Genomic DNA, 24,886 nt, shown 5'->3' with positions numbered 1-24,886 from the left:
CTTTTTGCTTCCATAAAGCCCTCATTCACTCAACTCACGAATTGCCTTTGCAAATCTGGCTATCCCCAGTTTAATCTCCTCCGGCTTCGTTCTGGCGAATGTAAACCGCACGTAACCGGAATCTGAACCATAAACACTCCCGGGTACAAAGATAATTCCTTTCTTAATGCATTCTTCCAACAATTTAGCGTCCGGAATATTCGGGATCAATTTGCACCAAAAATGCAAACCCCCTTCTGGCGCCGCGTATTCGACTAGACCAGAAAGCTCCTTCTCCAGTGCTTCAATAAGTAAATCCCGTTTAAATTGAAGTTGGATACGCAATCGCTCCAAGTGGGGATCTAAATAAGAGGATTGCAAAAATTGCCCCGCTACTAGTTGCGGAATGATGCTTAATCCAAAATCCATCTGTTGTCGGGCATCGGCTAATCGTTCCACAATGGATCGAGGCGCTACCATCCAGCCTATCCGTAAGCCGGAGGCTGCGATCTTGGAGAATGAGCCAATATATAAAATTGAACCCATAGTATCCATTGATTTGAGTGGCAAAGGAGGGGGACCCTCATAAGATGTTAAGCTGTATGGATCATCTTCCACAACAGGAAGTCCTAATTCACTAATGATTTCAAGAAGACGGTTGCGCCTTTCTTCACTTAGTACCGTTCCCGTTGGGTTCTGGTAGCTCGGATTCAAGAACACCATCTTTATTCGATGTTTTTTGTATAAAGCGCGAATATCTTCTGGCTCTATGCCATGATTGTCGACCGGAAGGCGAAACAAACGAAGCCCGGCTGATTGAAACATAGGCAGCGAATAGCAGTAGGAAGGATCTTCAATAGCAACTGCATCACCTGGTGACAGCAGACATTGAGTGATTAAATATAACGATTGCTGGGATCCCGATGTGATAAGAATGGAGGATTCCGTTGTTCGAATGCTTCGATAATTGTTCAGAAATTCTACTAAAGCCTCTCTTAATAGCGTCGAACCCTGAGGGTTATCGTAACCCATATAGGACGTATATGCGTTTCTACTCATTAATGTAGCTATTTCATCTGTGGGTGCTAAATCTGCCGATAGTTCAGGACTCGCAAAATCAATTAGGGATGGATTTTGCGCTAACGCTTCGCGGATCCTTCGCAAAAAGGGCAGGTTCGGAAGAAAGCTTCCTCCTTCGGCAAACCGACTCCAGTTCGGAGTGTGTTTCGGAGTGGCTCCCCATTTGGACGTACTTACCTGAGTCCCGCTGCCAGTGCGACTTTCGATAATCCCAAGGGATCGAAGTTCGGCAAAGGCAGAAATGACGGTGCTGCGGTTCACTTCAAATTGTTCAGCAAGCTTCCGCTCAGATGGCAGATAACTGCCTGGAGGAAATTCCCCATATGAAATTCTTTGCTCTAGATGGTCGGCAATTTGCTCGTAAAGAGCTTTTTTACTATTGCGATCAGGTTTCCACATCTTAATATCCCCTTGAATATTCAATCAAACCGCACAAATTTTACATTTATAATACCATTTATCTACAAAAAATAATCGAAGTTTTTGTCTTTATCAGTTAGCATTCTGTGAACAAGGGTGGTTAGTGGATGGCGTAAAAAATGAGTGATTGGTTGGTTACATTCTCCCACTTCAATTTTATGATAGTAATCAGAACTATGGATCATGTCATAAAAGTTGAAAGGAGATGGAGCATATGGCAGCTTTGATATCTTTTATTTTACTTTGTAGTGCGATTGTAGCAAGTCCTTTGCTTGTCGCCATAGGAGGCGCATATCTCATCCGTAAAGATGAGCTTGATAATGCGAATGGTAAATTTTAAGAATAACTATATAAAGGATTAACTAACTTGTCCAATGGGTGGATTCGATAAAAAACAATTCGTTGAAGCCTTATCTAATTCTTTCTAATAGCTCTGACCGTACAAGGCCCTCATTTATGGGGGCCTTGTATCTATTGGTTTATTCCCACGAGGCAAATTCATCAGATAACAATTTCGTAAATACCAATGCCAATTAAAATAAGACCTCCTATTGCATTTGAATACCGGCCAAACCATGTTTGAGCGATTTGTTTTCCAACACGGACACCTAATGCAACGGTAAGTAGTGAAAACACTCCGATCGACAAAGTTGTTCCCAGAGCGGATACTCCAGTAACACCAGCGCCAAATCCACTAGCTATACAGTTCAGAGCGAGAGCTAGCCCAAGCGTCCAAGATTCTGTCCACGAAATAATATTATCACCATTACGGTCCACCCTAGCAGGATTCTTAAGTAAGTTGGCCAATTCGCTTGATGCCTCAGTTGGTCCAATCGTGTTCATTTCTTTTATGTTAGTTTTTATGCTCCATAAACCAATGATGATAATCATGCTTCCACCAATCCAGTTTGCAAAAGCAGGCGGTATATAATTAGCAACGAGATGCCCAAATGCAATTGAAGCGTAGGCAGATGCTATCGACAGAATTGCAATAAGCAGATTGGAACTAAAGGGAATTTTGGTCGAGCGAGCACCAAATGAAAAGCCTATTCCAAGATTATCTAAATTTGCTGCGAGACCGATACCCAAAATGCTGAGCCAATGCATCTATCTCTCCTCCAAACCGGACTTGAATGATAATTAAAGATATGCGGCGCTCTCTTTATAGGTTCCTGCCTATATGACTGATCGAGTTGTGTAAGACGGCGAACTGGGCTCGATTGTTTTTTTCATTAATGGAGATAATGTTACTAATGAAAAAGAGGTGGGTTCATCATGATATATATTTATAATGATTTCGGGGGCACACATACGACAGCTTTGGCTGCAGCGTATCATCTGAAGAAGTTGGACGAAACTCGCAAGCCCACGGAAAATGAAATATTGAATACGCATAATTTCAATAAATTGGTGTACCAGGACAGAGGAAAGCTATACTTCCACGGCAAGGATGAGGAAGGCCATAAGGTCTATACAATGGGGAGAGGCAGATCTAAAATCCTGGTTCCAGGCATTTTTAATGTGTTTGATATGTTGATGGAAAATGAGCTTCTCAATGAAAAAATTATTTTATCCAATACGTCTCCGACTGTGCCTTTTTCGATGACATGTGGTGGGATGCTGTCACGATGGCTAAAGATTGATTTTTTAGGCGTACCGTTATTGGTTATAGGGGCTAAACAAGCGTATCAAGACATTATTAATCTTGTTCATTATACAAAACAAACGGCACATTCCTCTAAAACACAGATAATTATGTTAGAAAATAAAAATTTCAAATAAAAAGCCTAGCATATATTCGCTAGGCTGATCTGACCATTAGACAAGCTTCAATTCTAATGCTCAATTAAATTGATTAGAGGGACTTCTTGCTCCAGCACTGGTTCATCAAGCGTGTAGACCATCGCCGTCTCATTTTTTTCATCAACCGTTTGGATGTAAATTGGAATTTCGTTAAAGGTCACATGCGCCATTTCTGGGGATGAGGCGATTTCTAATGCTCTGGATTTGTTCACTTCAATGATCTCCTTAAGGTAAATGTACAGACCATTTTAGCTTGTCCTCAAATCGATTGAATTATTATGCACCTCTCCTTTAATGAACTGTGACTTTTATTTTGCCTATGATATATTAGTTAAGACTAATACTATCGAGGTGACAATATTGAAATATAAATTTATGATTCTATTAACTGCGGTCTCACTAACGCTTTCGGCTTGTGGATCTAAACAAGAAGTTTCTAACGAGGAACATTCTGAAAGCCAAGCGCACGTTCATAATGATAAGCAAGAGAAAACGGTATCCTCAGACGTTTTGCCGACTTTTCTTAGTTCACAGAGGGAAGAAATTCAAATGGTCTATCAAATAGCGGGTAAATCGGCAGATATTATAAAATGGATACCCTGCTACTGTGGCTGTGGAGAAAGTTCGGGCCATACAAGTAATATGAACTGCTTTATTAAAGAGGTTAATTCAGACGGTTCTGTCGTTTGGAATGATCACGGAACCCGATGTGGTGTTTGTTTACAAATTGCAGTTGAGGCTGTCAAAATGAAACAGGAAGGCAAATCCCTCAAAGAAATTAGAACCATTATTGATAACACCTATAAGAAGGGCTATGCTAAACCAACCGATACCCCTTTGCCTGTATAACGGATTTTATTTGCCTTCTTTCACAAATTGTTCGATCCGGCTCTTAATGGATTCACGCACTTCACGGAACTTAGCTGTAATTTCTTCTTCTGTGCCTGTTGCTTTGGCAGGATCGTCAAATCCCCAGTGCCATCTTTGAGCCTTATCATTACGGACAACAGGGCAGTGCTCGTCAGCATGGCCGCACAATGTAATAATGTAATCAGCGCGACCTAGAAGCTCGTTATCAATGACATCGGAAGTATGGTTCGAGATATCGATACCATCTTCTTTCATGGTTGTAACTGCACGTGGATTTAATCCATGGGCTTCTAAGCCCGCACTCTTCACTTCGTATTTGTCCCCGCCTAAAGCTTTTAAATATCCATCAGCGATTTGGCTGCGGCATGAGTTTCCTGTGCAAAGAAAATATACTAACGGTTTTTTGTTCTCCATGGTTTCATTTCTCCTTTTGTTTTTATGATTAACGCGGCGACCACCACAATGACTGCAATCGCAACAATTAACAACCAAATATTCACACTAGTTGTATGAATAACGTGAAGCCATAAATATAGCCCTATAAGAGTAATCAAAAGCGTTGGGACGGTAAGAATAATACCTGTCTTAAAGTAATTGCCCCACGTGATTTTTACACCTTTCGTAGATAAAACATGCAACCATAAAAGGGTTGCGAGTGACCCAATCGGTGTTATTTTAGGTCCAAGATCGCTTCCGACAACGTTGGCGTAAACCAATGCTTCTCGAATAATTCCATCTGTATTCGTACCTTTAATAGCTAGCGCATCGATCATAACAGTGGGCATGTTATTCATGATGGAGGACAAAATAGCAGACAAGAAGCCCATTCCCACTGTTGCAACAAATAATCCTTGTCCTGCTAAGTCCTCAACCAATTTTCCCAGGGCATCGGTGAGACCGACGTTTTTCAGACCATAAACGACGACATACATGCCGATAGAGAATATGACGACAGCCCAAGGAGCATCTTTAATCACTCGTTTTGTTTTGATCACTTTACTGGATCTAGCCATTAATATGAAGATCAGTGCTACGACGCCTGCGATAATGGAAACAGGAGTTTTAATAAATCCGCTGCTTACATATGCGGCGAGAAGGACACCAAGGATAACCCATGACATTTTGAATAGCCTAAGATCTTTGATGGCATTTGAAGGTGGCTTTAATTGTTTCATGTCGTAACTCGTAGGAATGTCCTTTTTGAAGAAAACGTACAGGACCACCAGACTTGCGGCTAATGAAAATAAGCTCGTGACAATCATGCGGCTTGCATAAGTGACAAAATCGATGCCGAAGAAGTCGGCAGACACGATGTTCACTAAGTTACTGACTATCAAAGGCAAAGAAGTTGTATCTGCAATGAAACCACTTGCCATGATGAAGGGCAAAATCATTTTATCCGGCAGCTTCAACGCTCGAACCATCGCTAATACAATTGGCGTGAGAATTAACGCTGCACCATCATTTGCGAAAAATGCAGCAACTGACGCGCCTAATAAAATGACGTACACAAACATGAGCCGTCCGTTTCCTTTAGCAATCCTCGCCATATGCAAGGCAGCCCATTCAAAAAATCCGATATTGTCTAGGATTAAGGAAATGAGAATAATTGCGACAAAAGCGAGCGTGGCATTCCAAACGATGGAAGTAACCGTCAATACATCGTGGAAAGACACGACTTGGAAGATAAGAGCCAGGATAGCGCCCGCAGAAGCGGACCATCCAATGTTGAGACCCTTAGGCTGCCAAATAACAAAAGTTAATGTGATAAGAAAAATAAGTACCGCAATGTAAATCATTGTTCCTCCTAGTCGCAACAATTTAAATCTGCACAGGATATCGCATTCACTTTTTCTTTTTGGGATGGAAGGAACTGAAAAAACTCATGCAGATAGGGCTTATCCCCAATGTTTAGCGAATAAAAAACCCATTGGCCCTTTTTAGCCTCTTTAACTAAACCGCCAGCCTTCAGTTTTCGCATGTGCTGGCTCACATTGGGCTGACTGGTTTGCAAGAGTTCAACAAGCTCATATACACATAGTTCACGTTCTTTGAGTAGAGAGAGAATCGTTAATCTCATTTTGTCCCCCAGCAGCTTACACACCTCAGATAATTGTTCAATATCGGGCAAAAATTACACGCTCCTTTAAATTGGCACATTCAAGCCTGTTAAGAGTTTAATTCCTTTTTCTGCATGGCGTCACGTTGAATTGTAGATGATTATATAATTATTTAGTTATATATAAAAGTTAAGGTTTTGTAAACTCCAACCGATTAAATCAAAATAATTTGATTTAATTCTTGAATATTCCAATTACGATATGTTAAGATCGTTTCATCAAATAAAATTGATTTAAGGATGCAGATGTTGAACTCTTACAGCCTTCTGCCAGTTTGTTGCTAAAGGAGGAGTTACAAATGATTAAAGAGCTACCTATTTCTTCGAGTGATGAAAGTCAAGTTGATTTTTCGAAATATGAACTCCAGTTTAAAGCTTTAGCAGATCAGAAACGGTTGCAAATCATGTATGAGCTTACTCAAAAAGGCAGTGTCTGCGTTTGTGATTTGGTTGACATTGTAAACATGCCCCAGTCAAAACTATCGTACCATTTGAAAATATTGCTTGATGCTAATCTGATCACGAAAGAAACCAGAGGAACTTGGAGTTATTATGAATTAAACCATGCAGAGGTTAACCGATTGCTTTCACCAGAATTATGCTGTATTTTCCGAAAAAGCGAAAATCAATCAAGCGGATGTTGCTCGTAGCCCACGTAGGTGGGTTTTTAAATCAAGTATTAATCAATATTTCTTGATATAGAAAAGGAGAGATGACTCATGAGTCAGATTCAAAATGATGAGGTACGTCAACATGTTCGCAATCGCTATAAACAGATTGCTGTTGAGAGCAATCCTAATGCAAGTTGTTGCTCCTCCACTTCACCAACAACAAGCTGCTGTAACACTCCTGATGAGGTTTCCTCCAAATTAGGTTACTCCAATGAAGAACTGAATGTTGTTCCAAATGGTGCAAATCTTGGTTTAGGATGTGGAAATCCTCAAGCAATAGCGTCACTAAAAGCGGGAGAAGTTGTTCTGGATTTGGGCAGTGGCGCCGGTTTTGATGTATTTTTAGCCTCTAGACAAGTTGGAGAAACGGGTAAAGTTTATGGAGTCGATATGACGCCGGAAATGGTTAGCCGTGCACGTCAAAATGCTCAGAGTCATGGATATGAAAATGTAGAGTTTCGTCTCGGTGAAATTGAGCATTTGCCGATCCTGAATGATTCCATTGATGTTATTATTTCAAACTGTGTTATTAATTTGTCACCGGATAAAGAGCAAGTATTCAGTGAAGCTTTTCGTGTTTTAAAACCAGGCGGACGCTTGGCGATTTCAGATGTAGTAATGACTTCCGAACTTCCAGAAGAGTTAAAAAGTGACCTTCATTCACTCGCTAGCTGCGTATCAGGTGCCTCTACAATTGATGAAGTTATGGTGTACCTGCAAAGGAGCGGATTTCAAAGCATTGTTGTTGAACCTAAAGATGATTCTCGGGAATTTATTAAGGATTGGGTGCCGGGAGCTGACGTAGAAAACTATATTCAGTCGGCAATAATCAAAGCAATTAAATAGGGGGAGTAAGAGGTTTAGCAGGAGTAGATCGCAGTGACCGGAAACTGATCACCATGCACGGACGGAGAGAATATACAGTATAAAGAAATCCGTGAGGTGTTTTTTGATGCTGTTTTCTGTACTGCAACTAATTGGTGGAGTAATTCTTTCTTTAGGTTGGGTTCCTCAAATTATTCAAATTTTGAAAACGAAATCAGTTTCAGACTTAAGTTTAAAAGCATATTTGCTTATATTTTTAGGAATTAGCCTAATGGAGATTTATGCGATTAGTTTGGCTGTCAACGGTGCTGGGTTAGCTTTTTTGATAACAAACACATTATCTTTATGTGTTGTGCTGTTCGTAATCACTTTAATTTTACGGTATCGGTAACAACTCGGGAAGACAGCTAATCAAATGAGATCGGCTGTCTTTTTAATTGTTGGGAGTTTATTTTACTCCCTATTTATTGGATTTTTTATTTTATCCATGTATAAATCGAAATATAATTTGCCGTCTGTCCCCTTTACGGCGTAGCACACTTCTCTTAGAGTCAATTTTCTTTTTTTTAATTCATTATTTATCCAAGATTCGGAGATCTGATTTTGTTCTAAATTTTCATGAACCATTATACCATCCATGATCAGTTCAACTGGAAATGTCGTTTTCGTCTCTTTTTGTCCATTAAATCTGGGTATATCCTTCATTAGAACCTGGCGAAATTCAGGTTTTTTTAATACGGACAATCTTCCATTTAACTCAAGAACCGCAAATTCAACTTCCTGAATATCAAAAATATCCTTCTCCCGTAATTCTTGATTCAAAGTATCCAATGAAAGATACATTTTTTTTAGATTATCTTCAAGTATTTTTCCATTTTCAATAACAATTGTGGGCCGGCCAGACAGCCATTTCCTTGACTTCCTGCTTTTTAATGAGATGAATGTGACGATAAATGCAATACCACTGAATAACAATAGGGAGGCTAAAAGATTCCAATGATCTAATTTTGTGTTAAATGCCAAATTGCCAGTAATGGCTCCTAATGTTATTGCAGCTACAAAATCATGAAAAGTCATTTGTGAGATTGTTTGTTTTCCCAATATCCTAGCAACGATCATCATAATAATAAATGCCGCAATCGTTCTTATTATAACTTGAATGAATTCCTCCATATACTTCCCCCTATAAGAATAAATTCCCCAATTTTCCCATGGATTATTTCATTTATTTATATTTTTTTGTCGCAGTTCACTCAGATTCTTTCTGCTCCAGCACTTTAAAGGTGAATGCTTCGGGGGAACAATAGTTGAAACACCGAATGGTGTGAAACGCTGTAACCCTTCACTGTACGACGGGCAAATTAGTTAAGTTAAAGTAACTAAGTAACAATAATATCACTACTTTTTGGAACACTGGATATGGTGTATTCTAAAATCGATGATAAATGAGGGAGGCTATCCTATGCAGTATAATAACTTGTCAAAAACAAGTCTTAAAGTTTCCAAGATAAGTCTTGGAACCATGATGTTCGGAGGGCAAACAAGCGAAGCTGATAGTCTTAAAATCATGGATTACTCATTTGAGCATGGCATTAATTTTTTTGATACTGCAAACTCGTATAATCAGGGTGAAAGCGAAAAGATCGTCGGCAAAGGTCTCAAAGGGAGGCGTGATGAGATTATTCTTGCTACAAAGGTACGCGGTTCTATGGGTAAAAACCCTAATAACGCGGGATTAAGTCGCCGAAATATTCTATCTGCTGTTGATGCTAGCTTAATGAGATTGGATACTGATTATATCGACATCTACTATATGCATGCGCCAGACAACGATACAAACATCGAAGAATCACTTGAAACGATGTCATCTTTGGTAAAAGCGGGGAAAATTCGATATATTGGTGTCAGCAACTATGCCGCTTGGCAAGTCGCTGATATGTTGGCTATCTGCGACAAACGCAATTATATCGCTCCCATAATCACTCAGAATGTCTATAACCCTATTACCCGCGGCATAGAAACAGAACTCGTTCCTTTTTTAAAAGCGCATGACGTGGGCATGGTCATCTATAACCCTATTGCCGGGGGGTTACTGGCCGGTAAACATAAGCCGGGTCAGCCTGCGGAAAATACTCGATTTGCCAATAATGAAACATACTTTAACAGGTACTGGTCAGATGAGAATTTTGCCGCAGTAGACAAGCTTACTCAAATTGCTGCGGAATGTGGATTGAGTATCCTGCAACTTGCGATGAAGTGGTGCGCCGCGCAAGAATCCGTAACGAGTATCATTTCTGGAGTAAGCAGATTAGCCCAAATCGAGCAGAATATTGCGTCGATTGAGGGGCAACCGCTGGATGCCGAGACTCTGTTGAAATGCGAAGACGTATGGCGTTCATTAGCAGGAAAACGTTTCGGATACAACCGATAAGTAACCGGATTTTAATATTATTGAAAGAATAAGGCGGATCGGATGATCACGCCTTATTTCTATTCTCGTTGGGCCGATCGCCTCTGACTATCGCTTCAAGTAATATCTAGTTTTGATGAATATGATCTTCTGATAGGATATCCAACGATTCAGCTGCCATTTGCTCACCTAACGGGCAGAATAACGTATTAAGTGTAAGTAATTTGTGGTAAGATATTTCCAGTAAATGTATCTATGTGGGTGGAGTGAATAAGGATGCAGAGTAGTTTTGAAAAGGTAAAACAGAAATTATTAGAGGTAGGCATCACTAGTGAAAGTGGTATTCACTCTGATGATTTAATTATTTCATTTGAGCAGAAATATGGGTTTCACTTGCCTCAAGATTATAAAAAGTTTCTTTTGACATATGGGAGAATAAACTATAACCATCAAATAAGCTATTCACAAATAACCAATATTCCAAAGCACGATGAACGAGGAAGAATGGGGTATTTTTATTACTTGCAAAATGACAAACACGATCTAATTAGTAATATTGAATGTTATCTAGGGCGAATGCCTGAAAGCATGATACCTTTTGCGGATATTACAGGTGGGGATCAACTTTGCATTGGAGTTACTGAGGATGTATGGGGAAAAATATACTTTTGGGATCATGACCAAGAACACTTCGACCCCACAGAAGAAGAATTGTGGAATAATGTTTACTTAGTAGCAAATTCATTTTCGGAGTTTATCTTAAGTTTTCAAATAGTAGTAGATGAAGATGTTCGCAGAGATCTTGGTATTGTTAGTGTAAAGACGACACCTGAGTTTCTAAAACTGGTTGAAAAGTTCAAAAGTAAAAAACAGTAATCACGCTATTGGAGCTTGACGAATTAAGCTAAACATTCAGCTAGCGGATGAGGTTAGTTCAGCGAACCAGGAGCAATTTGCCGCCGCGGCAGCTGCTTCTTTTTCATTAAGCTAAAGGGCAGGATTCTTTAACGAGCGAAAGAATCAGAGCCAAAAATACTTGGTTAATGATTGTCTATTTATACAATAAATGGAATTCCATAAACCTCTATGGTTCTCCCAGTAAATAACAGAGCAGGCCTGTCCCAAGTAGCATGGGCAGGCCGTCCTATTAGTTAAACGTGACATTTACCGTATAACCAATCTTCTTAAAAAATTCCTTTAACACTTTTTCTGCACTTTTCTCTGCAGTATGTAGTAAACCATCAGAGATGGCTTCTTGACGAATTTGCTCTTGTGCCTTAGCGGCCAGGTCAAACCCCTCATCCCATTTAATATCACCATGGAAAAGCCCACCATTGTCAAAGGTTTGTATTTTATCCATCTGTACTGATGGGTCCTGGATAAGCTTTGCATGAGGAAGGGTAATATCTATTTCTTTGGTTTCTTCATTAATAACCATGTCCTTAGAAGTAATCCCTTTCAAATCAACACCAGCAATAACCGTCGCAGGTACAACTAATAGTAGTTTTCGCTTTGTTCCTGGCAGATTAATAGAGATGTCTTTCCCGAAAATCTTATTATCCTCTTGGCTTAGAACCACTTTCATATGAGCTTCAGCTGTTGCCAATGTGGCAAGCTCTTGAACTTGTTCAACAAACGTGACAGACTCTTGTTTGAAGGTACTGCCCGCAAATAGACGCCAAATTCCTCCTGAAGTGATGACTAAAAAAACAAGGATGGCCAAAATGATCATCAATCCAAGAACTTTTAAGAAAGACTTAAATATTCCTTTCGGTGGAGATAAAGATCTTGAGTTATGATCTAACGCAATAGTTGCAGCACTTTGCTGTTGTGCTTCCTTTATTTCTATTAATTGTCTTTCTAGCTGTGCTATTTTTTTGTCTTTTTCTTCTATAATTTCTCTATTTGTATTCATTTTTCCACCTTTCATTTTTACCATTACAATGCTTATCCTTTTAATCTACAAATCTATTATGTATGGAATTATTTATATAATAGCACACATAAAAATCTAAAAAGTATTTATTTCCACTTTCCCCTGTCCGAGACTGAGTAGAAACAGGCAACAAGCACATTGATTTCCTCATCGCTAATCTATCGTTGAAAAGTTATTTGATTATTTCCAAATATTAGAGGCAATGATCTCAAGAGAAGGTTGGGTATTATTGATTAATCATCATGGTTTTCAAGTGTTATATGAGATTAACGAACAAAGTGATTGGTTTGACTGTGAAAACCTTGAAAGCTTTGTTATTGAAGTGAAAGAACATATTGATTCTTTACCTATTTCGTTGAGCTAACGGGACACGATAGTTGAACATTCAACAAAGAACAAGGCAGCCGGCAATGTGCGGCAGCCTTTCGTTCACCTAACGGGAGTTTAGCGTCAGATAGAAACATCTAATATAATGTGCTTATCCACTTGAATGGAGGGTCTAACCTTGGGCATTAGGAATTCTCTGATTGGAGGCGTTTCCGGCGCTGGCAAAACTACGGTCTGCAACGAATTGCAGCGGCGCGGCTACCATGCCATTCATGGTGATCGTGAATTGGCTTATCAAGGCGATCCGGAAACTGGTACCCCAACGGATGGCTTTAAACCCGAACACCACATTTGGCATGTAGAAAAAGTAAAAGCTTTGGTCGCCAATCAGGATGAGGCGATAACATTCTTCTGCGGTGGTTCGCGGAATTTCCCCAAATTCATCGATCTCTTCGACGACGTGTTTGTCCTTGAAGTCGACTTGGAAACCAGTCTCCGGCGGATTGATGAGCGAGTAGCACTGGACCCAACTGACTGGGGTGGCAGACCAGAGGAACGGGAAATCAGTGCGCGAATTTATCAAACGAAAGAAGGCGTTCCCGAAAACGGGATTATTATCGACGCCACCGCACCGATCGCGCACGTCGTTGACGAAATCCTCCATCAAATCGAAGCAAATGAACGCCAATGACAGTAACTTATGGGTCACTCACGGACAGCACCTGGATACGACCACTGCGCTAACGGGAGACGTTAGTACAATACGAACAGCGCAGCAACCCACATGTGATGGTTGCCGTTTTCGCTGAACGAATAGGCAGGATAGTTTCAAAAACGTCGAGAATAGCTTAAAGTACAGTGAATTAGTGAAGTTCATTATTTCAAAATCGGAGAAGAAATAAATAAGTAAATTACAAGGACAAATATGTGTTAATTTTAGTGGCTATAAAACTTTTGAAATTCTTGATGGAGAAGCAGATTTAGTATTAAAAATTTCATATTATTTGATCAATGAGCATGGATTTAAAACTAATCCATTAATAGATGGATTAGAAGGCATTTATGTTGAATTATTTAATGGAAATACAAAGTTGAATATTTCATGGGATATATGGTGCGGATGTTGTATATCACCGAATGATTCGATTGGGGAAATATGGATTGAAAAGTTGTCAGTACTTATAAATGAATTATTATTACAAGACTACTTTAGCTAATTAGAAGAACCATCCTTCAGATAACGGCGTATCCACGCTGCGCGTTTAGCGGCTTCTCGGACTGCCCGAGGCATTTCGTGCACAATACTACGGCAGCTGATCAGTTGGCAGGAAAGGGAGACTAATGCCTCGAATTCATTAAAAAAAAGGTGTGGACATTAAGATCGATGATGGTTCCGCAGGTTGCAGGGGGGATTTTCGATTATGCAAGAGCCCGAGAAAATTTATAACACTGCGGTAGAAGCCACTCTTGAAGTGATCGGAGGCAAGTGGAAGCCGGTTATTCTATTCCATCTAACGTTCGGAAAAAGGCGTAATGGCGAACTGAAGCGCCTGATGCCTGCCATAACTCAGAAGGTGCTGACTCAGCAGCTAGGAGAATTAGTAGATGATGGAATCGTGTTCCGTATTTCTTATAACCAAGTGCCGCCAAAGGTCGAGTATGAGTTAACGGACTACGGCTGGAGCCTGAAAGAAATCCTTCATCTTATGTGCAGATGGGGAGATACGCATATCGAAAAGGTATACGGCGATAGAGGAACTGTCTTATTTGAACCGCCGCAAACGAACGAATAGGATAAATAAAAAAACGGTCCCTATTAATAAGGAACCGGTATCCTCAATTTATGGAATGATCTTGCGTTTACGGAATTGTTCAAAGATGTCCATAAATATCTTTTCCGTATCGACGAATTCATGGAAGCCGTAACGGCGAGATTTCGAGCTGTCCGAGAAAAAGTCATAATCCCAAGAGAACACGAAGTCCCCGAACCGCCAGGAAGAAACGTCCTCATAGGTATTCCTCATTAAATCATATTTCTCCACCATGGAGTTCCATAGAGCTTCCTTGTCAGCCATGACTACCTCTAAAGCCATCGGTAACGGAGGGGCGGTCTCGATTTCGAAAAATTCCGCGATTTTCGGCCAAAGCTCATTCCATCTAAACAAGTCGCCGTTCGTAATGTTAAATGCCTGATTCGCGCAACGTTCATCAGTTGCCGCCCAGACTGTTGCGCGAGCCAGTAAGTTTGCATCGGTCATTTCTAGCAGGCTGTTATACGCACCAGGCTTCCCTGGAAAACGAAGCGGCAGACCCAATTCCTTTGACATGGAGGCATAGATCGCAATAACCATCGCGAGGTTCATTGGATTTCCCAATGCAAACCCACTGACGACTGACGGGCGAAGGGCCGACCAGGTCCACTCAGTTCCCGGCTGACGTTGTTCAAGGAATTGCTGTTGGTCGATATTGAATTCGGGAGGCATATGGTTGGCATCCGTCTCCCGTGCCGGTGTTTTAAATGGACCGAGATGTGCGCCGTACACTTTATAGCCTTGCATTAGACTGATATGCGCAAGGTTTGGGGCAATCGGTTCGATCACATTGACCACATTTACAAGCATGGCTAAATTAGGCGGAACCAGTTCGGCCCATGTCGGGCGATCTTGATAAGCAGCATAGAAGATATGTGTGACCGAGGTTAGATTGCCCAGCTTCGCCAAGGTATCCTCTTCATTTAGAAGGTCTGCCGCTACATATCGTAACCGATCGCTGTTCACACCGCCACGTCTCGAAACACCAATGATATTCCATTCAGGGAGTGTTATCAGGTAATCGATCAGATTCCGTCCGATCACTCCGTTCGCTCCAACGACAAGAGCGGTTTTACTTGCTTTCATTTCATCTGGTTTCATAAGGCATTCCTCCTTCTCTTATAGCGTTTATTATGAATGGGAGGAGAACTGAAGAAAAGTACGCACTTTCAACTCACATAGTTACTTGAAAGTAACAATTAGGAAATAAAACAGGGATTTATTATCGGGACAGGTATAAAAGAACTGTTCCATTCTGCAACTGGCAATAGCTTGGACAATCGCAAAAGGTGCGTTGTCGATTCCGGGAAGCTAATAGAGAACATTAATAGAGGAGCCTGCTTTGCGGCACTCTTTTTTCATATGAAGTAATTTACTGCAGCAAAAATTCTAAAACTCCACACTGGGAAATTTAAGGAAAATTTAATAAATACCCCACTTTTTTATTAAACAGTTTATCTTATATTTAATGAGCTTACTTAACATATCCAGAAATAGGTGGTTCATTATTGAGAATTTCCTCGGAAGAACGCAATTAGGTTTCATGTTGAAAAGAATAATTAAAGGGCTGGATGTCATTATTTTGTTGCTGTTGTTCATCTTAATGATCACCAGTATATTCTGCATCTATAGCGCAACACAGACTCAACCAGACTATTCCCAATCCTATATTAAAATGATGTATTATTACGGGGTTGGGTTTATTGTCTTATTTATAATGCTATTTTTTAACTACAAACTCTTATTGCGCTTTTCGCCGATGTACTATCTCATTGGGGTGGGACTGCTGGTTTTATTATTTTTTAAAGGGGATACGATCAATAATGCTCAGGGGTGGTTCATTCTTCCTGGTGGGATTGGCTTTCAACCAGCAGAGTTTTGTAAGCTCATTTTAATCTTGTTTTTATCGTATTTTCTATCTAAAAGAAAAGTCGAGACGCTTAGCGTGTTCAAGGAAATACTTCCAATGGGTATTATTACATTAGTTCCTTTTCTCCTGGTTCTCATGCAACCAGACCTCGGTAACTCCGTAGCGTATTTGGTTATTTTTATTGTGGTTTGTTGGTTTGGGCACATGAACTACAAGCATGCTTGGATAGGTCTAGTCATTATGATAATCGTAAGCGGAAGCTCCCTCTGGGGCTATATCCAAAACCATGCGGAAATAAAAGAATTCATGGCATCCCAAAATAAAGAGTACTGGTTGGATAGGGTGGATGCCGTCCTTTTACCAGAACTAGCTTCTGAAAAAGCAACCTATCACATGAAAAAATCGGTTACAGCAATCGGATCAGGCTCGCTAGAGGGAGATGGCTATCTTCATGGAACTTCAGTCCAGAGTGGTCAGGTACCATATACCTATGCAGATTCCATATTCGTTGTAATCGGAGAAGAATTTGGTTTTATAGGAGCATCGGTGTTACTCATCCTTTATTTTGTCCTCATTTATCGAATGATTACGATCGCACTTAGCATTCGCAGCCAAACAGGCATTTACATCATTGGTGGGATTTCTGCTATGTTTTTGTTTCAAGTTTTCGAAAACGTTGGGATGCTGATTGGTATTATGCCGATTACGGGAATTACCCTTCCTTTTATCAGCTATGGAGGCACTTCGCTGTTGATTAACATGGTGTCGATAGGCTTTGTTCTAAGTATTAAAATCTATGATGACATAGATATTGATGATATTGACGTTTCCTATGGTCGCAAGCCATATTCCATGGTCCAAACTGGCATCTGATCGCCTGGGTTCATCACATTGTACACATTGCCGGACCAAGGTGTGCCGCAGATGTGCAGATAGGCGTAAGGTGTGCCATCGAACATCACCCAGGCACCTGCATCTCTGACTGTGTTGGGCAGTCCGGCATTCTTGGCGTCAAAAGGCCAAATGATCATCCAGTGCGGACCAATCGGGATTGGTAGGCTTGTTGTATCAAACGGATCAGTGTTGCTATGCTGCGTGGCACCGCAGAGCATATAGATGAGGCCAGGAGCCATATTCGTGGGTTGCGGCTTCTTGGCCTTGAGATCCATGATCCATTGCAGTCCCATTGGATCGGCGCACATCGGGGGATTGCCGATCTGGTTCTCATCCCCGGGAAAGCATATCCAATGGTTGGTGCCTTGGCGTAGGATGATTAGTTTTCCATCCGCACGCATTTCCGCAACCGTTGCATCTTTGGTGATGTGCCGTGGGCCAGAGAGCATCGCCCTCGCTATCTTAATGGCGAGGGCTTGTTCCTGTTTCGATGTAGGGACCGATTGTCCAGGCGGCAACATGGCAATTGCGCTGTTGCTGTAAGATCCAGACGCTCCCTCTCTAAGTGGAGCATGAGGTGTGGAACTAATTTTTATTTCCTTCGCTGCTTTCGTTTGAGACCCCGCTACGGATGACTTTTTCCTTCGTTTTGCCATTTAGTTCTCCTCCCATTTAGAAACATAAACCGTGATACGACCTATCAGCATTCTATGCTGTCATTTCTTAAGAAATGTAGGGTATGAGAATCCAACTTAGTTTTCGAGCGACTCGCTCACTCTATCCGTTTTTTCATGCCGATGTATTGGAATTATTCAAGGACCTACTACTTAATATCTTGTAAGAAATTCTTGAAATTGCAGAAATTTATCCGTTGGGGGGGTGCTATTATACAAATATAAACGAAGACGAGGTGATGATATGCAAGCGAAAATGACAGCGGACGCCATTCCCCTCCCCAGAAAGCGGAATTCATGGATAAGAACGATACAGAAGTACAAAGTGTTGTATGCTCTCTTATTCCCGGCATTAATTTACTTTGCCGTATTCAAATATATTCCTATGGCGGGAATCATAATTGCCTTTAAAAACTATAACTTAGCCTTGGGACTATGGGACAGCCCATGGGTGGGATTGAAGAATTTCAAGGATTTTATCAATGGCGTTTATTTCTGGGACATCATGAGAAATACGATTATCATATCGCTGTATAAGCTATTGTTCGGTTTCTCCGCTCCCATCGTACTTGCCCTGCTTCTCAATGAAGTTTATACCCAATGGTTTAAAAAAATCGTGCAAACGATTACGTATTTGCCTCATTTTCTCTCATGGGTCATTGTTTACGGACTGATGGTGGCCTTATTAGCCCCAGGAGATGGCCTTTTTAATATGATTTTGAAGGAAAATGGGGTTGGACCGATCTCTTTTCTAACGGAACCTGCCTGGGGCAGAGTGTTGATCATCTTATCTGAAATATGGAAGGATATTGGCTGGGGAGCGATATTGTATCTCGCCGCATTAGCAGGAATTGATCCAAGCTTATATGAAGCAGCTCGAATGGATGGCGCTTCCAAGTGGAGACAGCTTTGGCATGTCACATTACCCGGCATTCGAGGCGTTATTATTCTGATGCTGATCCTTAAATTAAGCCATATTTTGGATGCTGGTTTTGATCAAATATTCATGTTTGCGAACAGCTTTAACCAAGAAAAAATCGACATTATCGACACATGGGTATACCGTGAAGGGTTGGAGCGTCTGAAGATTGGCTTGGCTACTGCTGTGGGATTGTTTAAAGCTATCATCGGATTTGCTTTAGTTTTGGCTGCGAACAAGCTCGCCAAGAAATTCGATGGGCAAATTTGGTGAGGTGGTTTTTACAATGATCAACATGACAGTCGGGGAAAAAGTATGGCAAGCAGCCGTTTATATGATTCTTATTGTACTATCTCTACTCTGCTTACTCCCCTTTTTATACGTGGTTGCGGTTTCAGTGACACCAGAATCGGAAGTAGTAAGAAGAGGAATTGTTATTATACCTGAATCCTTTACTTTTCTAGCCTACAAAGAGGTATTCATTTCTCACGGGATAGGGCAGGCGTATAAAATCACGTTGTTTAGAACGATTGTAGGTACGGCTCTAAATGTGTTTTTTACGATCATAGCGGCTTATCCGTTATCCAAAAAATATTTGCCAGGACGCAGTACGTTTTTAATATTCATTGTGTTTACTATGATGTTTGGTGGAGGGTTAATTCCGACGTATTTGTTAATCCGGTCTCTGGGATTGCTAAACAGTCCGTGGGTATTAATTATTCCACATCTCATTAGTGCATTTAATCTGGTGATTATTAAAGGTTTTTTCGAGCAATTGCCTGCTGAAATCGAGGAATCGGCGAGGGTTGATGGCGCAAGTGAACTTCAGTCGTTATGGCGGATTATTTTACCCTTGTCCTTGCCCGTTCTTGCCACGATTTCCTTGTTTTATGCCGTAGGGCATTGGAACAGTTATTTCGATGCGATTGTTTACTTGAATGATTCAAACTTAATGCCGCTGCAAGTTGTCTTGCGTAACATTTTGCTTAACATCGCAACACAAAGTTCTGAATCGATGGCTAATGCCGGAACGGTTAGCAAGTTCGCCGTGCAAATGGCTGCTGTTGTTGTGACGACGGTTCCGATCTTGATCGTTTATCCATTTATGCAAAAGCATTTTACGAAGGGTGTACTCTTAGGATCGATTAAAGGTTAAAAAGCAATTCCTACCTAGGTTGTTACGGATACAGCGTGATATTATATATTCAAGCAAAAGGAGAGGTCACTATGCAACTTAAAAAGGTTTCATTTACGATTCTGACTGCTATCGTAGGGCTGGGAGCGCTATTGGCAGCATGTACGGACAAAGAAGGAATTAAGCCAGGAGCTTCGAGCAACTCTCAATCCGAGTCTAACAAGTTTGCGACCAAAATGAAGATTTCGATGTTTAACCAAGGTACTTTCAATGCTGCCGCACCAATACCTCCTCGTGAGGAAGATATTCAACGTCAAATGTTGGAGAAGGCGGTGAACATCGACTTGGATATGATGGTTCCTCAAGCTGGGCAAGCGACAACCAAACTGAATACGCTCATTGCTGGAGGGGATATTCCCGATTTGCTTTTCTTGAAGAGTCGAGCTGATCTCGCGCAATATTATGATCAAGGTGTTCTTGCGGATTTGACGCCATACTTGGATCAATTTCCTGAATTGCAGAAGCGTTTTGGTAAAGACTCCTGGGATGCGACGTCATATCTGGGAAAAACCATTGGCGTTCCGGGTTATGATAATGTAAACGGTATCAGTCGAAGCTTCTTTATCCGCAACGATTGGCTGAAAAAGCTGAATATGAAAGTGCCGACAACCCCAGACGAGCTGTTCGAAGTGATGAAAGCCTTTACAGAGAAAGACCCGGATGGAAACGGCAAAAACGATACGTACGGATTCATAGGCGGTATGAATAAAGAAGGCAACCTGCAAACCTACGGCTTCGATAGCTTGATGTGGATGTTTGGCGTTAATCCGCCTTCTGCCATTGAAGTGAAAGACAATAAACCCGTATTCCTTTTTATCGATCCCAAAATGAAAGAGGCACTCGCTTACATCAATAAAATGATGACAGCGAAAGTTGTCGACCCCGACTGGGTGACGATGAATACGCCAGATTTGTTAGACCAAAAGTTATTTAAAGGTAAAGTTGGCTTCATGATCAGAGATGCCCGCAGATTGGAACCGGATTATCAGCAGAAGATGAAAGAAATCGGAGGAGAGATACCGGAATGGATCGTCATTCCTCCAATGAAAGGACCCTACGGTGATCAAATCGTAGAGAGAAAATCGTTCCAAGGCAATTCATGGGCCATTTCCAAGAAAGCGGACAAGGACAAAATCATTCGGATCTTGTCTATGCTGGAATATCTCTTTACGGACAAAGAAGCCTATCCCAATTTTGCATATGGAATTAAAGGGATTCATTGGGATATCGTAGACGGCAAGATCAAAAATAAAACCTCTGAATTATCCAAAGATATGAAAGAAAAGTACCTATGGGTCGATCACTATAGAATGCCGCGCCGAGGCGATGATGCCGAGTACTTCAGCTTCCAGAATCCGAAGACGACAGAAGCATTCACGAACAATCAGCAATATGTAGGTCCTACTTTACCCGGAAATTTATTGACTGCCGACCCTAGCGATACCTTGGCAGCTGACCGCACGCGTTTCATTAATGAAAGCTTAGTCAAATTTATGTCGGGCAAAGACCCTCTTACCAACTGGGATAATTTCCTCAAAACATTGGATACCAAGTTTGATATGCAAACATATAAGGATACAGCAGTTAAGCAATTTAAAGAAGCAGGCTTAATCAAGTAAATAAACAAAGAGAGTGGCGATAAATAGCCCCTCTCTTTGTCGTCCTATGCTATGCTTAGTTTAATCTGGATTTAAAAGGAAGATGGCCGATGCGACGTAGAATCAGCTTGCCTTTAAAACTATTTTTAATCGTGTTTGCATTTGTATTAAGCTGCATCATCTTGATAAGTCAATTGTCCTATCGCTATGTTCAAAAGGAAATAAGAACCAACGATATGTATTACACGAACCAAATATTGGACAAAGTTGACCAGTATTTGACGGTTAATTTTTCTTCGTTCCAGACAATCCTGTTCTCGGTTGAAACATCAGTGAAAGCAAACATTGACAATACGGAAGTGATTAAAAAGCAATTAAGAGAGTTATATGAACTAAACAGTAATTATGTGAGTAACATTTACTTGATTAAAAGTGATTTATCCATTCTAGGTGGAAGTATGGCTACGCGGATTTTTGATGAGCCTTTATCGGACAGAGAACCTTTGTTTGATGCGGCAGACAAGAACAGAAGAACTACATTTGTCAGTGATCCTTATAAATCTAAGTATTCCGGCTGGACCGTTACGATGGTTCGATATCTGAACGGCTCTCCTTCTCCTTTGGCCATTGCGGTCGATTTGGATCTAAATGCCATTGAAGAAACCTTGTTCAAGATTAATAAAAAAGAACAAATGAATCTCGCTCTGATCACCTCATCGGGCAAAATTATTGCTGGATTCTCGGAAAATAGAGGTCCCCTAAGTATTCAAGATCATACGTTTTCAATCGGGGAAACGTCGGCGGAACAAGTTCTCGATACGTCGGGAACAAGCCTTCAACTGCATACAAAAGAGGGCTTACCGGTCTCTATTCTGAAGAAACCGACGGAGAAATTCAATTGGTCCATCATTTCGATTAACGATGAATCTCGTCTGGAAGCTGCGCTATCCAGATTGGAGGCCTATTACATCGTGCTTTTAGTTGCAGGTCTTCTCTTAAGTTTGTTCATTTCTTTTTTTATTGCCAAATATATAAGAAATCCGCTCTATACGCTCAAAACAAAAATGAAGCGGGTAGAGCAAGGCGATCTGACAACGAGAGTTACCATCAAGCGAAACGATGAATTCGGTGACCTTTCCCGTGCTTTCGACCGAATGCTGCAGCAAATTGTGGAACTGATTCGGCGAGGAGAGCTTCATAATGAACTTGAGCGAAAGCTGGAAATCCAAGTGCTGCAATCTCAAATAAACCCTCATTTTCTTTATAATACGCTTGGAGCTATCAGCAATGTCATACACCTCGGACAAATAGAAAAAGTAGATGTAGTGATCGGGTCTCTCATTTCAATATTGGAATACGGGATCGCTGATGCTTCGGAGAAGGTTTCACTACGTCAGGAGCTGCAAAATGTATCGGACTATATCGCGATTCAGAACATCCGTTATAACAGGCATTTTCAGTTGATTGAGCATATTGAAGATGGGTTAATGGACTTTCCGGTTTTTCGAATGCTGCTGCAGCCTATTGTAGAGAATAGTATCTTCCATGGCTATAACGGAGGAGGAATCGAAGGTTCGATTACGATTCATGCTTACAGGAAAGGCGACATCGTCATGATAGAGGTCATTGATCAAGGCGAGGGAATTCCAGTAGATAAAATAAAGCATATTTTAACGGCAGAACCGAGTGATCTGGAAGTAAAAAGGAAAAGAATCGGGTTAAACAATATTCATGGTCGAATAAGACTTCACTATGGGGAGCAGTTCGGGCTTCAAATCATAAGCATCCCAAAAGAAACAACCTGTGTTCGCGCCGTATTCCCGGTAGATTTATTTAAAGGAGATGTATGTGGGTGAGAGACTACACTTGCTTCATCGTTGACGATGAAGATCTAATCATTCAACGATTGGAACTTTTTTTTAGAGAGCTCTCTCCTAAGGAATGCCGATTCCAGTTAGTGGGAAAAGCGATGAATGGGCAGCAGGGGATAGAGGAAATCTTAAAGCTAAAACCGGATATTGTAATAACCGATATCGTGATGCCGCGAATGGATGGGATATCCATGATTGAGCAATTAAAGCCGGAGCTGCCTCATACCCAATACATTCTTTTGACCGCCTATTCATCCTTCGAGTACGCACAGCGAGCTATTCATGCCAATGTATTGGATTACATTGTTAAGGTTCCGTTAAATGAAGCAAATTTGCATCGAGCTTTGAATAAGGCAGCTGGAATTTTGGATGAGGTTAAGAGAAAAGAAGAAGAATTTCAATCTTTAAACATATCTGTTCTTGAAAATAAATATCGAGTCCGCAAACAGTTTTTTAGCGAACTGGTCAGAGGCGAAATACCTTCTCATCGGGCATCGGATTTCGCCAATCGTATGCAGTTTCATTTCTTTCAAGCCAACTATTGCTGCTTTATTGTTGAAATGAATCAATATGAAAGTTTCCGAAATGAATATTCAGCGGTTGATCAAAACATCTTGAAATATGCCATTACGAATGTCATCGAAGAAACGGTGATGAATTGCGGCACTGGTGTAGCTACGGATCTATCCGATAATCGGTTTATTGGTTTTCTTTCGTGGGAAAATAATCGTAGTGAGATGGATACGGAATATGCTTGCCAGCTATTAGGGGGGCAGATCGTTTCCCATTTGCATCAGTATTTGAATCAAAAGGTATCTGTAGCTTTTGGCAGTCCGCATCGAGGTTGGGAATCCATTAAACAAGCCTACACGGAAGCTCAAAATGTAAGTGAGGATTTCTATTATCATGCAGATAAAGTAGTCAAAACACCTACGCATCGGTTCCATTACCGTAATGACAGTAGAGATGATTTTCAGCAGAAACTGGCTGATTTTCTTGCATGGGTGCACAGACAGGTTGCCAAGGAAGAGCTGGAGAAAGAATTTGCTGATTTAAACCAATTTGCTACGGATCATAAAATCCATAAGTCCATCATGGCTCCTATGCTTCGAGACTTCTACAGAGACATTATTGCGAAATTTAGATCGGGGAGCACCCAGAACAAGGATGTAGCAGAGTTTCCCATCGAATTTATGGCATTTCGGGAGCAACTAGCCTATATTAGCGACTTTACATTCGAATATGTACACGCTGGTCAACTCTTACACCGAGCAGAAATTATGGGAGCCATGCGATTTATTGAGAAAAACCTGAAACAGCGTTTAACGTTGGAGGCTATTGCCGAGGAAGTGAATCTAGCTCCGTCGTATTTTAGCAGTCTTTTCAAAAAAACAATGAACGAAGGCGTTATTAGCTACATCAACCGCAAAAAAATACAGCTGGCTCTCGAGTTATTACATGTTCAGGATTATTCTTTATTGGAATTGTGCGAGGAAGTAGGCATTGTCAATGAAGGGTACTTTTGCAAACTGTTTAAAGAATATACGGGTGATACACCTAAGCAATATCGGATAAAAATAACACGGTATGAATCCAAATGAGTTTGCAAAAAAA

At 40.9% G+C, this 24,886-nt stretch carries 27 protein-coding genes; 17 read left to right on the top strand and 10 right to left on the bottom strand.

Annotated features, from left to right (window positions below; all coding sequences use genetic code 11):
• Positions 1 to 21 precede the first annotated feature (21 nt).
• Positions 22 to 1,458 (bottom strand): MocR-like pyridoxine biosynthesis transcription factor PdxR, encoded by a 1,437-nt coding sequence (gene pdxR, locus GON05_RS32080; protein WP_157325165.1) that lies wholly within the window; start codon positions 1,456 to 1,458, stop codon positions 22 to 24.
• A gap of 235 nt (positions 1,459 to 1,693) precedes the next feature.
• Here pdxR and GON05_RS39840 point away from each other — a divergent pair, with 235 nt between their 5' ends.
• Positions 1,694 to 1,819: a hypothetical protein gene (locus GON05_RS39840; RefSeq protein WP_258567569.1), complete on the top strand. Its 126-nt coding sequence runs from the start codon at positions 1,694 to 1,696 to the stop codon at positions 1,817 to 1,819.
• A 161-nt stretch (positions 1,820 to 1,980) separates the two neighbouring features.
• Here the strand turns inward: GON05_RS39840 and GON05_RS32075 are convergent, their stop codons facing one another.
• The gene (locus GON05_RS32075) at positions 1,981 to 2,586 is read right to left on the bottom strand and encodes a manganese efflux pump (RefSeq protein ID WP_157325164.1); all 606 of its coding nucleotides are present in this window, start codon (positions 2,584 to 2,586) and stop codon (positions 1,981 to 1,983) included.
• 168 nt (positions 2,587 to 2,754) lie between these two features.
• Between GON05_RS32075 and GON05_RS32070 the strand changes: the two genes are divergently transcribed.
• Positions 2,755 to 3,261 (top strand): DUF3189 family protein, encoded by a 507-nt coding sequence (locus GON05_RS32070; RefSeq protein ID WP_157325163.1) that lies wholly within the window; start codon positions 2,755 to 2,757, stop codon positions 3,259 to 3,261.
• Positions 3,262 to 3,314: 53 nt separating this feature from the next.
• On the opposite strand, the gene GON05_RS32065 is transcribed toward GON05_RS32070, so the two are convergent.
• Positions 3,315 to 3,494 carry an H-type small acid-soluble spore protein gene (locus GON05_RS32065; RefSeq protein WP_181646301.1) on the bottom strand — a complete coding sequence of 60 codons (180 nt, stop codon included), beginning with the start codon at positions 3,492 to 3,494 and terminating at the stop codon, positions 3,315 to 3,317.
• Positions 3,495 to 3,642: 148 nt separating this feature from the next.
• Here GON05_RS32065 and GON05_RS32060 point away from each other — a divergent pair, with 148 nt between their 5' ends.
• Positions 3,643 to 4,131 carry a PCYCGC motif-containing (lipo)protein gene (locus tag GON05_RS32060; RefSeq protein WP_246239663.1) on the top strand — a complete coding sequence of 163 codons (489 nt, stop codon included), beginning with the start codon at positions 3,643 to 3,645 and terminating at the stop codon, positions 4,129 to 4,131.
• Between the two features lie 6 nt (positions 4,132 to 4,137).
• Here GON05_RS32060 and arsC read toward each other — a convergent pair whose 3' ends face one another.
• From arsC to GON05_RS32045, 3 genes are read right to left on the bottom strand one after another with little or no spacing between them, the layout of a single operon-like run.
• Positions 4,138 to 4,566: an arsenate reductase (thioredoxin) gene (gene arsC, locus GON05_RS32055; protein WP_157325161.1), complete on the bottom strand. Its 429-nt coding sequence runs from the start codon at positions 4,564 to 4,566 to the stop codon at positions 4,138 to 4,140.
• A complete protein-coding gene (locus GON05_RS32050) occupies positions 4,545 to 5,951 on the bottom strand; it encodes an arsenic transporter (RefSeq protein ID WP_157325160.1) in 1,407 nt (468 codons plus the stop codon). Before GON05_RS32050 ends, arsC begins: the two co-directional genes overlap by 22 nt.
• An 8-nt stretch (positions 5,952 to 5,959) precedes the next feature.
• On the bottom strand, positions 5,960 to 6,283 hold the full coding sequence (locus GON05_RS32045) for an ArsR/SmtB family transcription factor (RefSeq protein WP_157325159.1): 324 nt from the start codon (positions 6,281 to 6,283) through the stop codon (positions 5,960 to 5,962).
• Positions 6,284 to 6,570: 287 nt separating this feature from the next.
• Here GON05_RS32045 and GON05_RS32040 point away from each other — a divergent pair, with 287 nt between their 5' ends.
• The 3 genes from GON05_RS32040 (at position 6,571) to GON05_RS32030 (ending at position 8,158) form a co-directional block, all read left to right on the top strand.
• The gene (locus tag GON05_RS32040) at positions 6,571 to 6,921 is read left to right on the top strand and encodes an ArsR/SmtB family transcription factor (RefSeq protein WP_157325158.1); all 351 of its coding nucleotides are present in this window, start codon (positions 6,571 to 6,573) and stop codon (positions 6,919 to 6,921) included.
• A gap of 69 nt (positions 6,922 to 6,990) precedes the next feature.
• On the top strand, positions 6,991 to 7,788 hold the full coding sequence (locus GON05_RS32035; RefSeq protein WP_157325156.1) for an arsenite methyltransferase: 798 nt from the start codon (positions 6,991 to 6,993) through the stop codon (positions 7,786 to 7,788).
• A 106-nt stretch (positions 7,789 to 7,894) separates the two neighbouring features.
• A complete protein-coding gene (locus tag GON05_RS32030) occupies positions 7,895 to 8,158 on the top strand; it encodes a PQ-loop domain-containing transporter (protein ID WP_157325154.1) in 264 nt (87 codons plus the stop codon).
• A gap of 62 nt (positions 8,159 to 8,220) precedes the next feature.
• Here GON05_RS32030 and GON05_RS32025 read toward each other — a convergent pair whose 3' ends face one another.
• Positions 8,221 to 8,940, bottom strand: a complete 720-nt coding sequence (locus tag GON05_RS32025) for a DUF421 domain-containing protein (protein WP_157325153.1) — start codon at positions 8,938 to 8,940, stop codon at positions 8,221 to 8,223.
• A 289-nt stretch (positions 8,941 to 9,229) separates the two neighbouring features.
• On the opposite strand from GON05_RS32025, the gene GON05_RS32020 reads away from it, so the two are divergent.
• Complete coding sequence (locus GON05_RS32020) at positions 9,230 to 10,198, top strand: aldo/keto reductase (protein WP_157325151.1); 969 nt, start codon at positions 9,230 to 9,232, stop codon at positions 10,196 to 10,198.
• 255 nt (positions 10,199 to 10,453) lie between these two features.
• Positions 10,454 to 11,053 (top strand): SMI1/KNR4 family protein, encoded by a 600-nt coding sequence (locus tag GON05_RS32015; RefSeq protein ID WP_157325149.1) that lies wholly within the window; start codon positions 10,454 to 10,456, stop codon positions 11,051 to 11,053.
• A 271-nt stretch (positions 11,054 to 11,324) separates the two neighbouring features.
• Here GON05_RS32015 and GON05_RS32010 read toward each other — a convergent pair whose 3' ends face one another.
• Positions 11,325 to 12,116 (bottom strand): DUF4230 domain-containing protein, encoded by a 792-nt coding sequence (locus GON05_RS32010; protein WP_246239626.1) that lies wholly within the window; start codon positions 12,114 to 12,116, stop codon positions 11,325 to 11,327.
• A gap of 199 nt (positions 12,117 to 12,315) precedes the next feature.
• Here GON05_RS32010 and GON05_RS39115 point away from each other — a divergent pair, with 199 nt between their 5' ends.
• The 3 genes from GON05_RS39115 to GON05_RS32000 all read left to right on the top strand — a co-directional run bounded on the left by GON05_RS39115 (position 12,316) and on the right by GON05_RS32000 (position 14,233).
• Complete coding sequence (locus tag GON05_RS39115; protein WP_221435287.1) at positions 12,316 to 12,477, top strand: hypothetical protein; 162 nt, start codon at positions 12,316 to 12,318, stop codon at positions 12,475 to 12,477.
• A gap of 141 nt (positions 12,478 to 12,618) precedes the next feature.
• A complete protein-coding gene (locus GON05_RS32005; protein ID WP_157325147.1) occupies positions 12,619 to 13,131 on the top strand; it encodes an AAA family ATPase in 513 nt (170 codons plus the stop codon).
• Between the two features lie 730 nt (positions 13,132 to 13,861).
• On the top strand, positions 13,862 to 14,233 hold the full coding sequence (locus tag GON05_RS32000; RefSeq protein WP_157325145.1) for a winged helix-turn-helix transcriptional regulator: 372 nt from the start codon (positions 13,862 to 13,864) through the stop codon (positions 14,231 to 14,233).
• A gap of 48 nt (positions 14,234 to 14,281) precedes the next feature.
• Here GON05_RS32000 and GON05_RS31995 read toward each other — a convergent pair whose 3' ends face one another.
• Positions 14,282 to 15,352, bottom strand: a complete 1,071-nt coding sequence (locus tag GON05_RS31995; RefSeq protein WP_157325143.1) for an SDR family oxidoreductase — start codon at positions 15,350 to 15,352, stop codon at positions 14,282 to 14,284.
• Positions 15,353 to 15,794: 442 nt separating this feature from the next.
• Here GON05_RS31995 and GON05_RS31990 point away from each other — a divergent pair, with 442 nt between their 5' ends.
• The gene (locus tag GON05_RS31990; protein ID WP_157325141.1) at positions 15,795 to 16,994 is read left to right on the top strand and encodes an FtsW/RodA/SpoVE family cell cycle protein; all 1,200 of its coding nucleotides are present in this window, start codon (positions 15,795 to 15,797) and stop codon (positions 16,992 to 16,994) included.
• On the opposite strand, the gene GON05_RS31985 is transcribed toward GON05_RS31990, so the two are convergent.
• A complete protein-coding gene (locus GON05_RS31985; RefSeq protein WP_157325139.1) occupies positions 16,952 to 17,671 on the bottom strand; it encodes a hypothetical protein in 720 nt (239 codons plus the stop codon). The genes GON05_RS31990 and GON05_RS31985 overlap by 43 nt on opposite strands.
• A gap of 262 nt (positions 17,672 to 17,933) precedes the next feature.
• Here GON05_RS31985 and GON05_RS31980 point away from each other — a divergent pair, with 262 nt between their 5' ends.
• The 5 genes from GON05_RS31980 to GON05_RS31960 all read left to right on the top strand — a co-directional run bounded on the left by GON05_RS31980 (position 17,934) and on the right by GON05_RS31960 (position 24,873).
• Positions 17,934 to 18,881, top strand: coding sequence for an ABC transporter permease (locus tag GON05_RS31980; RefSeq protein WP_157325137.1), 948 nt, complete (start codon positions 17,934 to 17,936; stop codon positions 18,879 to 18,881).
• Between the two features lie 13 nt (positions 18,882 to 18,894).
• Complete coding sequence (locus tag GON05_RS31975) at positions 18,895 to 19,764, top strand: carbohydrate ABC transporter permease (RefSeq protein ID WP_157325135.1); 870 nt, start codon at positions 18,895 to 18,897, stop codon at positions 19,762 to 19,764.
• Between the two features lie 71 nt (positions 19,765 to 19,835).
• Complete coding sequence (locus GON05_RS31970) at positions 19,836 to 21,422, top strand: extracellular solute-binding protein (RefSeq protein ID WP_157325133.1); 1,587 nt, start codon at positions 19,836 to 19,838, stop codon at positions 21,420 to 21,422.
• Positions 21,423 to 21,511: 89 nt separating this feature from the next.
• Positions 21,512 to 23,257: a sensor histidine kinase gene (locus GON05_RS31965; protein ID WP_157325131.1), complete on the top strand. Its 1,746-nt coding sequence runs from the start codon at positions 21,512 to 21,514 to the stop codon at positions 23,255 to 23,257.
• Entirely contained in the window at positions 23,254 to 24,873 is a 1,620-nt protein-coding gene (locus GON05_RS31960) for a response regulator (protein ID WP_309491803.1), read from the top strand. The genes GON05_RS31965 and GON05_RS31960 overlap by 4 nt, the downstream gene beginning before the upstream one ends.
• Positions 24,874 to 24,886: the final 13 nt, after the last annotated feature.

Source organism: Paenibacillus anseongensis, assembly GCF_009757995.1.
Lineage (GTDB): Bacteria > Bacillota > Bacilli > Paenibacillales > NBRC-103111 > Paenibacillus_E > Paenibacillus_E chondroitinus.
This window is presented reverse-complemented; position numbering and strand designations above follow the sequence as displayed.